General features: G+C 75.4%; 10 protein-coding genes and 1 riboswitch. Of the genes, 3 read left to right on the top strand and 7 right to left on the bottom strand.

Features of this window, described 5'->3' with window-relative positions:
• Window positions 1-118: 118 nt before the first annotated feature.
• From ftsL to mraZ, 3 genes are all read right to left on the bottom strand, one after another.
• Window positions 119-601 (bottom strand): cell division protein FtsL, encoded by a 483-nt coding sequence (gene ftsL, locus G8D98_RS13720; protein ID WP_166104474.1) that lies wholly within the window; start codon window positions 599-601, stop codon window positions 119-121.
• Window positions 598-1,575, bottom strand: a complete 978-nt coding sequence (gene rsmH, locus G8D98_RS13715) for a 16S rRNA (cytosine(1402)-N(4))-methyltransferase RsmH (protein WP_187566793.1) — start codon at window positions 1,573-1,575, stop codon at window positions 598-600. Before rsmH ends, ftsL begins: the two co-directional genes overlap by 4 nt.
• A 170-nt stretch (window positions 1,576-1,745) precedes the next feature.
• Window positions 1,746-2,189 carry a division/cell wall cluster transcriptional repressor MraZ gene (gene mraZ / locus G8D98_RS13710; RefSeq protein ID WP_166104469.1) on the bottom strand — a complete coding sequence of 148 codons (444 nt, stop codon included), beginning with the start codon at window positions 2,187-2,189 and terminating at the stop codon, window positions 1,746-1,748.
• A gap of 301 nt (window positions 2,190-2,490) precedes the next feature.
• Here mraZ and G8D98_RS13705 point away from each other — a divergent pair, with 301 nt between their 5' ends.
• From G8D98_RS13705 to G8D98_RS13695, 3 genes are read left to right on the top strand one after another with little or no spacing between them, the layout of a single operon-like run.
• A complete protein-coding gene (locus G8D98_RS13705) occupies window positions 2,491-3,507 on the top strand; it encodes an AAA family ATPase (protein ID WP_373868505.1) in 1,017 nt (338 codons plus the stop codon).
• Window positions 3,508-3,512: 5 nt separating this feature from the next.
• Window positions 3,513-4,775, top strand: coding sequence for a DUF58 domain-containing protein (locus tag G8D98_RS13700; protein WP_166104466.1), 1,263 nt, complete (start codon window positions 3,513-3,515; stop codon window positions 4,773-4,775).
• Window positions 4,772-7,096, top strand: coding sequence for a transglutaminase TgpA family protein (locus G8D98_RS13695; RefSeq protein WP_166104463.1), 2,325 nt, complete (start codon window positions 4,772-4,774; stop codon window positions 7,094-7,096). The genes G8D98_RS13700 and G8D98_RS13695 overlap by 4 nt, the downstream gene beginning before the upstream one ends.
• Here the strand turns inward: G8D98_RS13695 and G8D98_RS13690 are convergent.
• The 4 genes from G8D98_RS13690 to G8D98_RS13675 form a co-directional block, all read right to left on the bottom strand.
• A complete protein-coding gene (locus tag G8D98_RS13690) occupies window positions 7,084-8,742 on the bottom strand; it encodes an RNA polymerase sigma factor (RefSeq protein WP_166104461.1) in 1,659 nt (552 codons plus the stop codon). The two genes, G8D98_RS13695 and G8D98_RS13690, sit on opposite strands and share 13 nt — an antisense overlap.
• Window positions 8,743-8,972: 230 nt before the next feature.
• The gene (locus tag G8D98_RS13685) at window positions 8,973-9,362 is read right to left on the bottom strand and encodes a universal stress protein (protein ID WP_166104458.1); all 390 of its coding nucleotides are present in this window, start codon (window positions 9,360-9,362) and stop codon (window positions 8,973-8,975) included.
• Between the two features lie 30 nt (window positions 9,363-9,392).
• Window positions 9,393-10,550, bottom strand: coding sequence for a homoserine O-acetyltransferase MetX (metX, locus tag G8D98_RS13680; protein ID WP_166104456.1), 1,158 nt, complete (start codon window positions 10,548-10,550; stop codon window positions 9,393-9,395).
• Between the two features lie 14 nt (window positions 10,551-10,564).
• Window positions 10,565-10,674, bottom strand: a riboswitch (SAM riboswitch).
• Between the two features lie 84 nt (window positions 10,675-10,758).
• Complete coding sequence (locus tag G8D98_RS13675) at window positions 10,759-11,817, bottom strand: DUF4192 domain-containing protein (RefSeq protein WP_166104453.1); 1,059 nt, start codon at window positions 11,815-11,817, stop codon at window positions 10,759-10,761.
• Between the last annotated feature and the right edge of the window lie 88 nt (window positions 11,818-11,905).

Below are 11,905 nucleotides of genomic sequence, written 5' to 3'. Positions count from 1 at the left end.
GCTCCCCGTCGCCCGCGCGGCGGCCGGCCGAGGGCCGCTCCGGCGCGCCGGCGCCCGGCGGGGGCGCCCCGGCGGCGGGGTGGGAGGCGGGGTCACGGGTTCCGGGTCCTCGGGGTCGTCAGCGGGAGGGGGCGGTGGTCGGGGACGCGGCCGAGGCGGAGCCGGCGGACGTCGAGGACTCGGTGACGACGCTAAAGGTCTCGTCGGCCGTGGCCTTGGTCGCCACGCCGAGGACCGTGCCGTCGCGGAGCCGGAGGAAGGCGGCGGTCTGCGCCGGGACCATGCCGAGGGCACGCGCCTCCCGGGCGAGCGGACCCGGCCCGGAGACCGCGTCGAGGTCGTGCTGCAGGTCGTCCTGGGTGTCGGCGAGCTCGTCGGAGCGCTGTTGGAGGTCGCGCATCGTGAAGGAGCCCTTGGCCATCGCCGTGTTGAGCACGAGGACCCCGACGAACCCGCCGAGGACGAGGGCGACGCACAGCGCGAGGAAGAGCCCGCTCCCGGCTCCGGCCGGCTGGGCCACGACCCGCAGCCGGCGCGCCGGCGCCCCGGAGCGGCGGGGTGCCGGGCGGCCCTGGGGCCGGGCGGTCGCGTGCTGGGTCATCCGGTGGCTCCGTTCGGCGAGAGGCGTTCGGCGGCCCGCAGCCGGGCCGACGCGGACCTGGGGTTGGCGCGCTGCTCGGCCTCGGAGGGCACCTCGGCGCCCCGGGTGAGCAGCCGCAGGGTGGGCGCGAGCTCGGGCAGCTCGACGGGCATGCCCGGGGGGGTGCGGCTGTGCGCACCCTCGGCGAAGGCCCGCTTGGCGATCCGGTCCTCCAGCGAGTGGTAGGACAGGACGACGATCCGCCCGCCCGGCGCGAGGGCCTCCAGGGCGCGGCGCACGGCGCGCTCCCACACCTCGAGCTCGGCGTTGACCTCGATCCGCAGGGCCTGGAAGGTCCGCTTGGCCGGATGCCCTCCGGTGCGCCGGGCCGCCGCCGGGACCGCGGATCGGACGACCTCGACGAGCCGGGCGGAGGTGGTGAACGGCTCCGCCTCACGCTCGCGCACGACGGCGCCGGCGATCCTCCGGGCGAAGCGCTCCTCCCCGTAGGTCGAGAGCACCCGGGCGAGGTCGGCGTGGGAGTAGGTGTTGAGGACGTCCGCGGCGGTCATCCCCCGGGTCTGGTCCATCCGCATGTCCAGGGGCGCGTCGTGCCGGTAGGCGAAGCCCCGTTCGGGCTCGTCGAGCTGGAGGGAGGAGACCCCGAGGTCGAAGAGGATGCCGCGCGCCGTACCGTCGGCGAGCCGCTCGAGGACCTCGGTGACCTCGTCGTAGACGGCGTGCACCGCGGTGAAGCGCTCGGCGTACGGCGCGAGCCGTTCCTCGGCGAGCGCCAGGGCCTGCGGGTCGCGGTCCAGGCCGACGACCCGGGCGGCCGGGCACCGCTGGAGGACCGCCTCGGCGTGGCCGCCCATCCCCAGCGTCGCGTCGACGCACACGCTGCCCGCCGCCTGCAGGGCAGGCTCGAGCAGCTCGACGCACCGGTCGCGCAGGACCGGCACGTGCCGGCTGCCGGCATCGCCGCTGCTGGTCATCTCACTCCTTCGCGGTGGGGCGGGGTGGGGCGGCGCGACCCGGCGGCGGGTCCCCATCCGAGCCGCGCCCGGCGCGGGGGAAGACGCGTCGGGTGTCGGGTCGGCTGGAGGCCGGCTGTCGGGTCGCTCGGGGGCGTGGTGGTGGTCTCGGCGGGCTCGGGCGGGTGGGGTCACAGGCCGGGGACCACCTCCTCGGACCCGGCGGAGTAGTCGGAGTAGGCGGGCATGACCTGCTCGAGGTACTCGCTCCAGCGGGCGGTGTCCCAGACCTCGAGGCGGGAGCCGTTGCCGATGACCGTGCAGTCCTTCTCCAGGCCGGCGTACGCCCGCAGCGGGGCCGGGATGGTGACCCGCCCTTGCTTGTCCGGGGTGTCGGGGTGGGCGCTGGCGCGGAAGACGCGCACGAAGTCGCGAACGCCCTTGGTCGAGCCGGAGACCGACTGCATCTGCGCGGAGATGCGGTGGAACTCCGCGGTCGGGAAGACGTAGAGGCAGCCCTCCTGCCCGCGCGTGACGACGAGGCCCTCGGCGAGCGCGCCCCGGAAACGCGCCGGGAGGAACAGGCGGCCCTTCTCGTCGAGCCGGGGCGTGTGCGTGCCGAGGAACTCGTCCACGCCGCCACCTCCTCGACCCCGCGGAGCGCCCCGCGGTGCTCCGTCCTGCTCCACTTTACTCCACCAGAGTGCCACAGAGGGATGAAATCGCGGAAGCTGATCCTAGTTGACATGTGTTTTCCCAGGTCAGATGTGGTGGTGCAAAGTGGAGCAGAATCCACCAGCCAGCCCCTCCTGGGCCCGGGGACGAACGCGGGACCGGTGGGGCCTCCCCCTGCGGCCGCCTCGTGTTGCACGATGAGGGCACCCCTCGTCGGCGCCGGGCGTTGGCCAGGGATCCGACCCGAGGAAGGGACCCGCTGTGAGCGACCTCGAGCACGACCGTCCGCCGGGCGAGGCGACACGCGACGACCCGGCACCCCGTGGCGCCTCGCTCGACCAGGTGCTCCAGGTCTCCAGCCGGCTCGCGGGCGCGATGAACTCGGTGATCGAGGGCAAGCAGCCGGTGGTGCGGATGGCGATCACCGTGCTGCTCGCCGAGGGCCACCTGCTCCTCGAGGACGTCCCCGGCGTCGGCAAGACGCTGCTGGCCAAGACGCTCGGGCGGTGCATCGACGCCTCGGTCCGCCGGGTGCAGTTCACCCCGGACCTGCTCCCGAGCGACATCACCGGGGTCTCGGTCTACAACCAGGACGTGCGCGCCTTCGAGTTCCGGCCGGGCGCGATCTTCGCCCACGTCGTCGTCGGGGACGAGATCAACCGGGCGTCCCCGAAGACGCAGTCGGCCCTGCTGGAGTCGATGGAGGAGGGCCAGGTCACCGTCGACGGGACCACGTACACCCTCCCCCGGCCGTTCATCGTCATGGCGACGCAGAACCCGATCGAGATGGAGGGCACCTACCCCCTCCCCGAGGCCCAGCGGGACCGTTTCATGGCCCGGATCTCCATGGGCTACCCCTCGGCACGCTCGGAGCTGGACATGCTCGAGCTGCACGGTGGCGCCTCACCGCTGGACGCACTCCAGCCGGTCACCGACGCCGCGACCGTCCAGGGGATGGTCGAGGCGGTACGCGGGGTGTACGCGGCTCCCGCCCTGCGCCAGTACATCGTCGACCTCGTCGCGGCCACCCGCTCCAGCCCGGCGCTACGGCTGGGCGCCTCGCCCCGGGCCACCCTGCACCTGCTGCGCGCCTCCCGGGCGCACGCCGCCTTGTCCGGCCGCGACCACGTCCTGCCCGACGACGTCCAGCAGGTCGCCGTGCCCGTCCTGGCCCACCGGCTCATCCCGACCGGGGAGACCCAGATGGCCCGCCGCACCGCCGCCGACGTCCTCGGCGACCTGCTGCAGCGGACCCGGGTGCCGGCCCCGACCCGCTGAGCGCCGTGCACGTCCTGCGCCGGACGCTGACGACGAGGGGCGCCTCGTTCGCCGGGAGCGGCCTCGCCCTGACCGCCGCCGGCATCCTGCTCGGCCAGCGCGACGTCACACGGGTCGGCGTGCTGCTGCTCGCCCTCGTCGCGGGCAGCCTCGTCCTCGCCCGCTGGCACGGCCTGCACCTGCAGGTCTCGCGCACGCTCTCCCCCGGCCGGGTCGCGGCGGGTGGACAGTGCGTCGTCACGCTGCGCGTGCGCAACGGCGAGTCGGCCACGACCCCCGTCCTCATGGCCGAGGAGGCCGTCGACCCCGCCCTCGGCGACCGCCCGCGTGTCGTCCTGGACCGGATGCGGCCCGGGACGACCCGGGAGGTGCAGTACACGGTCCGCTCCCGGCTGCGGGGGGTGCACCACGTGGGCCCCCTGCGCGTCCGGGTGCGCGACCCCTTCGGGCTCACCCTGCGCACGGCTGCCGTCCGCGGACAGGCCGAGGTCGTCGTCCTGCCCACGGTGGTCCCGCTCTGCGCGGGTCGCTCGCTCGGGCGGGGTATCGGCAGCGAGGGCTCGATCCCCCACATGGTGGCCCTGCACGGCGAGGACGACCAGACGATCAGGGGCTACCGCGACGGCGACGACCTGCGCCGGATCCACTGGCCGGCGACGGCACGCACCGGAGACCTCATGGTGCGCCAGGAGGACCGGCCCGCGAAGCGTCGCGCGGTCCTCGTCCTGGACTCCCGCGCGGTCGGGCACGCAGGGTCGGCGCGCTCCGGGTCGCTCGAGTGGTGTGTCACGGCGGCCGCCTCGGTGGCCGCCCACCTCGCCGAGGGGGCCCACGCGGTCCACGTGCTGACGACCGACGCCGGGGCCGACACCGGCACCCGGCACGACGACACCCTCGACGGCGCCCTCGACGCGCTGGCCCGCGTCCGGCCCGAGGGCGAGGACGCGATGCGTCACCTGCTGCACGCCGCGAGCGCCCTGACCGCCCAGGGCGGCCTGGTCGTCTACGTCGGCGGACCGCTCGGCGACGAGGATGCCCGTACTCTTGCCGCACTGCGCCAGCCCGGCGCGACGGGCGTGGCCCTGCTCGTCGACCCCGCCGGGTTCGCGCGGCTGCCGGGCGCCCCGACCGCAGACCTGTCCCCCGCCGGTGCGACGGCCGCCCTGCTGCGGGCCTCGGGCTGGCTGACCACGGTCTCCGGCGGCACCACGGGGCCGGCCGAGGCCTGGTCGGCGGTCGTCTCCGGCACGTTCGCGGGGTCACGGTGACCCGGGCCCGCCCCGCGGACACCGCGCTCGCCGCGCTCGCGGTGGTCCTGGTGACCCTGCCGCTCGGGCAGCTCTTCACGCCGGCCGGGGCGTGGGCCCGCCCGGCGTTCCTGCTCGTGGCGCTCGTCGCCGGCGCGGGCGCCGTGCTGCGCGCGCTCGGGTCGCCTCGCCCGCTCGTCGTCCTCGGGCAGACCCTCGTCGGGCTCGAGGGGTTCGCCCTCCTCCACGGCCGTGGGCACCTCGCCGGGGGGCTGGTGCCGACGCTCGACACCGCGCACGCCGTGGGGGTGCTGCTCACCGACGCGTACCACACGGTGACCACGTACAGCGCGCCCGCGCCCGCCGACCGCGGCACGACGCTCGCGATCAGCCTGCTCGTCGGGCTCACGGCGGTGGCGACCGACGCGGTCGCGGTCACCTACCGCACCCCCGCCCTCGCGGGGCTGCCGCTGCTCGCGGCCTTCCTCGCGTCCGCGACGAACACCGGGACCGGGCTCACCGCCTGGTACCTCGTGCCGCCGGGGCTCGCCTGGCTGGCCCTCGTCGGCCGCCAGGGGGTGCGGGCCGTGCGCGCCTGGGGCGGTGGCACCGAGACCGACCCGTCGCGAGACCCCGCGAGCGCGGTCGAGCGCGTCGGGCGCGGCATCGGCGCCCTCGCCCTCGTCGCCGCCGTCGTCGTCCCGGCCCTGGTCCCCCACCTGCCGCCGACGTACGTCGCCGAGGGGCTCGGGCGCAGCGGGGCCGGGATCGGCAGCGGGGGCACGGTGCGGCTGTCGACGAGCATCGACATCGCCCGGGACCTCGCGAGCCGCTCCAGCGACCCCGTCCTCACCTACACCACCACGGCGAGCGACCCCGAGCCCCTGCGGGTCGGCGTCCTCGACCGGTACCGCTCCGGGCGCTGGCAGTCCTCCTCGAGCACCGCTCTCTCCCGGACCGGTGAGCTGCCCGGCACCTCGGCGAACCCGCAGGTCAAGCGGACCACCGAGCAGCTCGAGGTCACCTCGAACTCCGTCGGGGTACCGCAGGTGGCGCTGCCGGCCAACGCCGTCGGCTCGCCCTTCCCGGCCGGTACCTGGCGGCTCACCGCCGGCGACGTCGTCGAGCTCACCGCCGCCGTGGAGCAGTACAGCGTGGAGTACGCCGTCCTGGCCCCCGAGCCCGAGCAGTTCGGCCAGACCCCGGCCGCGAGCGCCCCCGACGAGGAGGACCTGCTCGTCGACGCGCTCGCCGAACAGCGGCTCGCCGAGGTGCTCGAGAACCTCACCGACGCCGGGGACACCCCCCTCGAGGTCGCCACGGCGATCCAGGACTACCTGCGGGGGTCGGACTTCACCTACTCCGAGGAGCTCGCCGAGGACACCGGCCAGGGCCTGCAGGACGAGGAGCCGCTCGTGCGCTTCCTCGACACCCGGCGTGGCTACTGCGTGCAGTTCGCGAGCGCCATGGTCATGCTCGCGCGCGAGGCCGGCATCCCCGCCCGGATGGCCGTGGGCTTCCTGCCCGGGACGGTGGACGGCGACCAGCGGGTGGTCCGGGTGACCGACGCCCACGCCTGGCCCGAGCTGTGGTTCCCCGAGCTGGGCTGGATGCGCTTCGAGCCGACGCCCGGCGTACGCAGCGGCCTCTCCCCCGCGTACACGCGCGAGTCCACCACGACCGAGGGCAGCGCCTCACCGGAGCCGACCTCGTCCGCGACCTCGACCGGGCAGGACTCCACGCGCCCCGAGGAGGACCTCCCCGCGGACGCGCCGGAGGACGTGAGCGTGGACACCGGGTCCACCGGCGTGCTCCAGGTGCTCGTGGCGCGCTGGCCGACGCTGCTCGGTGTCCTCGCCGTCCTCGTCCTCGGCGCGCTGACCCCGCTCGGCGCGTGGCTCTCCCGGCGACGGGCCCGCACCCGCGACGATGCCGGCCGGCTCGAGGCCCAGTGGCAGTCCCTGCTGCTGCGGCTCGGGGACGTGGGCCTGGTGCCCCGCGACGGCGCGACCCCACGGCAGGCCTCCCGGGAGCTCTCCCGCGCGGCCTACCTGGACGCCGAGGAGAGCGCTGCGCTCGCGAGCGTCGTCGAGGCGCTCGAGCAGGCCCGCTACGCACCGCCGGGCGCCCCCGTCCCGGACGTGAGCGCGCAGGTGCGCACGGTGTGGCGGGGGGCGCTCGGCCGGCGCCGCCGCGTCGACCGGCTGCGGGCGCTGCTCCTGCCCGAGGAGGGTCGGCGGCACTGGCGCTCGGTGCTCCGCCTGGGTCGGCGGGGCGGGCCGGAGAGCGGCGCCCCGCCGGAGCGCAGCGGGCGGGAGTCGGCCGGGGCTCAGTCCAGGTAGTCGCGCAGCGCCTGGCTGCGGCTCGGGTGGCGCAGCTTGGACATCGTCTTGGACTCGATCTGGCGGATCCGCTCGCGGGTGACGCCGTAGACCTTGCCGATCTCGTCGAGCGTCTTCGGCTGGCCGTCGGTCAGGCCGAAGCGCATCGAGACCACGCCGGCCTCCCGCTCCGAGAGGGTGTCCAGGACGCTGTGCAGCTGCTCCTGCAGGAGGGTGAAGCTCACCGCGTCCGCGGGGACGACCGCCTCGGAGTCCTCGATGAGGTCGCCGAACTCGCTGTCGCCGTCCTCGCCGAGCGGGGTGTGCAGCGAGATCGGCTCACGCCCGTACTTCTGGACCTCGACGACCTTCTCCGGCGTCATGTCGAGCTCGGTCGCCAGCTCCTCCGGGGTCGGCTCGCGCCCGAGGTCCTGGAGCATCTGGCGCTGCACGCGGGCGAGCTTGTTGATGACCTCGACCATGTGGACCGGGATGCGGATGGTGCGGGCCTGGTCGGCCATCGCGCGGGTGATGGCCTGGCGGATCCACCACGTCGCGTACGTGGAGAACTTGTAGCCCTTGGTGTAGTCGAACTTCTCGACCGCCCGGATGAGGCCGAGGTTGCCCTCCTGGATGAGGTCGAGGAAGAGCATGCCGCGGCCGGTGTAGCGCTTGGCGAGGCTGACGACGAGGCGCAGGTTGGCCTCGAGCAGGTGGTTCTTGGCCTTCTTGCCGTCCTGGGCGATCCACCACAGCTCACGCTTGAGCTTCATGTCGAGCTTCTCGCCGGAGTTGAGCGTCTCCTCGGCGAACAGCCCGGCCTCGATCCGCTTGGCGAGCTCGACCTCCTGCTCGGCGTTGAGCAGGGCCACCTTGCCGATCTGCTTGAGGTAGTCCTTGACGGGGTCCGCGGTCGCGCCGGCGGTGACGACCTGCTGGGCCGGGGCGTCCTCGTCGTCGTTGCTCATGACGAACCCGGCGTCCTCGGAGTCCGACCCGGTGGGGCGGGCCGCGGCGGTCTCCTCGCCGTCCTCGCCCGCGGCGGTCTCCTCCGTGGCCGCGGAGTCCTCGGTACCGGCGCCGTCGACCTCGAGGGAGTCCTCGCCGTCGACCGCCTCGTCCTGCAGGTCCTCCGGCGGCTCCTCGCCCTCGGGCGTCGTCGTGGCCTTCTTCGTCGCCTTCTTCGTCGTGGCCTTCTTCGCGGGGGTGGCCTTCTTCGCCGCCGAGGCCCCGCCGGCCGCGCTGGCGGCGGCCTTGCGGGTGGTCGAGGAGGAGGCCGCGGACTTCTTCGCGGGCGCCGCCTGGCCGTCGGCCTTCGCGGTGGAGGACTTCTTCGCGGTCTTGGCCGCGGTCTTGGTCGTGGTCGCGGTCTTGCCCGTGCCGCCCGCCGAGGCCGTGGCCGCGGACTTCTTCGCGGTGCGGGTCGCGGCCGCCGCCACCCCCCGGGCGTCGTCGTGCCGGACCTCGATGCCCTGCTCGCCGAGCGCGCGCAGCACGACACGCCCGCGGTTCGGGCGCACGTCGGCGGCCCGCATCGCCTCCGCGACCTGCTCCCCCGTCACCGAGCCGGTGGTCCGGCCCTGCCGCACGAGGGTCTGCAGGGCGGTGTGGGAGAACTCCGGAGGGAGGGCGCTCGGGGGGGAGGAGGGTGTGGACACAGGCGACACCGACTACCTTTCGTCGCGGATGACCGCGAGCCCGGGACGCGAGGGTCCGGGATGCGGGGTGGGGTCCGGGGAGGCGCTCCGACCAACAGGTTCCGCGCCGTTGGGCCAGGTGCGCATGACCATTATAACTTTGGACACCCCCTCGAGGCACATCCCCGGGGTCCACGAGGCGCCGAACGCGCCGGGTGTGGCCAGCGAGCCGCGGTGCAGCACACGGCCGGAGGCCGTCGTCAGCCCTTGACGGCCAGGACGGCGCAGGGCGCGTCGAGGAGGATGCGCTGCGCGTTGGATCCGAGGATGAGCTTGCCGACCGGCGTGCGACGCCGCAGACCGATGACGATGAGGTCGGCGTCGGTCTCGCTCGCCACCGCGATGAGGTCCTCGGCCGGCTCGTTGCCCCGGACGAGCTGACGCACCTCGACCTGCGCTCCGGAGGCCTCGACCTCGGCGGTGGCCTGGCGCAGCTCGTCCTCGGCGGCGCGCATCGTCTCGTCGTCGATGCCGCCCCGGTGGGAGTTGATGACGACCAGCCGGCTCCCGCGGCTCTTGGCCTCCTCGACCGCTCGGGTCAAGGCCGCCCGGCCCTCCTTCGTCGGGACGAACCCCACGACGATCGTCACGATGTCCTCCTGCTCGGCTCGGTGCAACTCTCACCCGACCGTACCGCAGCGGGAGGGGACCGTCGCCGAGAGCACCTCCTGCACGACCCGGCCGACCTGGTCGAGCTCGACGAGGAAGCCGTCGTGCCCGTGCGCGGACTCGATGACGCTCAGCCCGGTGCCCGGCCGGGCCCGGGCGATCTCCTCCGACAGCCGCAGCGGGTAGAGCCGGTCGGTCCGCACGCCGGCGACGTGCAGCACACCCGGGTAGGCCCGCAGCGCCGCGTCCACCCCTCCCCGGCCGCGCCCGACGTCGTGGCTGTTCATCGCCTCGGAGAGCACGAGGTAGCTGTTGGCGTCGAACCGGCGGGCCAGCTTGGTCGCGTGGTGGTCGAGGTAGCTCTCGATGTCGTAGCGGCCGCCGCCGCCGAGCGGGTCCTCCCCGACCCGCGGGCGACGGCCGAACCGGTCGTCGAGCTCCTCCTCGTGCCGGTAGGTGGTGTGCGCGATCCGGCGGGCGATGCCGAGCCCGGTGAGCGGGGCGCGGCCGGTGCCGTAGTAGTCCCCACCCTGGTAGTCGGGGTCGTGCCGGATGGCGAGCAGCTGGGGCTGGCACCAGGCGACCTGGTCGGCGCTCGCCGCCGCCGAGGCGGCGAGCACGAGCGCCCGCTCGACCCGCTCGGGCTCGCTCGTGGCCCACTCCAGGGTGCGCATCCCGCCCATCGACCCACCGAGGACGAGATGCCAGCGCCGGATGCCGAGGGCGTCGGCGAGCGCCGCCTCGGCGGCCACCTGGTCGCGGATGGTCAGGAAGGGGAAGCGCCCGCCCCAGGGCCGCCCGTCGGGGGCGTCGGACGACGGCCCGGTGCTGCCCTGGCAGCCCCCGAGGACGTTCGCCGCGACGACGAACAGCCGGTCGGTGTCCAGGGGCGCTCCCGGGCCGACCAGCCCGGGCCACCAGCCCGGTGTGGGGTGCCCGGGACCGGCCTCGCCGACGACGTGGCTGTCCCCGGTCAGCGCGTGCTCGACGAGGACGGCGTTGTCACCCGAGGGCGAGAGCGTGCCCCAGGTCTCGTAGGCGAGCCGCACGCCGGGCAGGACGCCGCCACGCTCCAGGCGCAGGTCGCCGAGGTCGACGAAACGACGATCTCCGACGGGGTCCCCGGGACGCCAGACGGCACCGGCGCCCCGGGTCGGGGTGGCGGTCATCGCAGGACTCCTCCAGCTCGCGTTTGCCGCAGTGGTTCCTGCGGCCGGGTCATCACCCGGGGCACCCCACCGCGAGGAGGGTTGCCGCCCAGCAAACCGGGGTTTGGCACTGGGACTCATGACCTGGCGCGATGCTACCCCGGCGCGGCCCGCGGGCGGTCCACCGTCCCGCGGGCTGAGCCACCGCCGGCCCGGTCCCCCGGCCCGGTCAGCCGGCCCGGTCGAGCAGCTGGTCCGGACGCAGCCCGAGGGCGATCAGCCGAGCGAGCAGCTGCGCCAACCGGTAGCCGGGCTCGACCCGCAACGCCCGCTCGAGCGCCGAGCGGGCCACCGCACCGTCGCCGGCCTGCCAGGCCAGGTGGGCCGCGGTCGTGCAGACGGCCGCGGCCTCGGTCGGCCGCTCGTCGGGCACCCGGCGGCACACCGCCAGCAGCCGCTCGAGCACCGCCGGCCGCTCGTCGGGGTCGACACCCCCGGGACGCCACGTGCCCAGGCCGGCGCGCCGGGGCAGCCGACGCTCGAGCAGGGCGAGCACCACCGGCTCGAGGCGGGAGCGGGGGACGACACCGGGCGCCAGCCAGCCGATGAGCGCGTCGCGCAGCGGGATGTCGCGCAGCGCGGCGACGGCCGGGACGACGAGCTCGTCCGGCGGGGGGCCCGCGGGCTCCTCCCCCGGCTGCTCGAGCAGCCGTGCCCAGGCCAGCACCCCCTCGCGTCGTCGCCGGGCCGGGTCCTCGCCGAGCGCGCCGAGTGACCGGCCGACCCCGGCAGCACCGTCCTCGGCCTCGAGCAGCCGCCCGACGGCCGCGCGGTCGGGCAGCGGGGCCAGGCCGAGCCCGACGAGCTCGGCCACCGCGGGCACCGACTCCGCCGGGGGGAGGGCTCGGCCCTCCTCGGGGCAGCAGCCTGCGGAGCACGCCGGGGAGTACCAGCGCCCGGCACGCACGACGACGATGTCGGCGACCTGTGTCCCGCCGCGTTCGAGGGCGTCGACGAGGGCCAGCACGACGGGCGCGGACTCCTCGGGCTCGTCTTCGTAGCCGAGGACGAGGACGGGCCCGCGGGCCTCACGACGCAGCGGCCCGACGAGGGCCGCCACGGTCTCCTCGACCTCCCCCGGAGGGGGCAGGTCGGCCCGGGCGACGAACCGGACCCGGCGCCGGTCCAGGCCGAGGGCCAGGACGCTGCGGCGGGGGTGGTAGCCGAGCTGGTAGGGAAGGACCACGAGCAGCTGCGCGGGCCCGTCGACGGTGAGGTGGTCTGTCATGCGGCCACGCTCGTCGCGGACCGGCCCGCGCGGAAGGGGCCGGGCCCGGGCTGTGGACGACGGGGGTCGGCCCGGACGACTGTGGACG

It is taken from the genome of Phycicoccus endophyticus, assembly GCF_011326735.1.
In the GTDB taxonomy this organism is placed as follows: domain Bacteria; phylum Actinomycetota; class Actinomycetes; order Actinomycetales; family Dermatophilaceae; genus Phycicoccus; species Phycicoccus endophyticus.
Note: the sequence above shows the minus strand (reverse complement) of the source record. Positions and strands in the feature narration are given on the sequence as shown.

What these genes read in the sequence shown, in the direction of transcription:
- ftsL (WP_166104474.1), bottom strand. Translation starts at nt 601, where the DNA reads ATGACCCAGCACGCGACCGCCCGGCCCCAGGGCCGCCCGGCACCCCGC.
- rsmH (WP_187566793.1), bottom strand. Translation starts at nt 1,575, where the DNA reads ATGACCAGCAGCGGCGATGCCGGCAGCCGGCACGTGCCGGTCCTGCGC.
- metX (WP_166104456.1), bottom strand. Translation starts at nt 10,550, where the DNA reads ATGACCGCCACCCCGACCCGGGGCGCCGGTGCCGTCTGGCGTCCCGGG.
- G8D98_RS13675 (WP_166104453.1), bottom strand. Translation starts at nt 11,817, where the DNA reads ATGACAGACCACCTCACCGTCGACGGGCCCGCGCAGCTGCTCGTGGTC.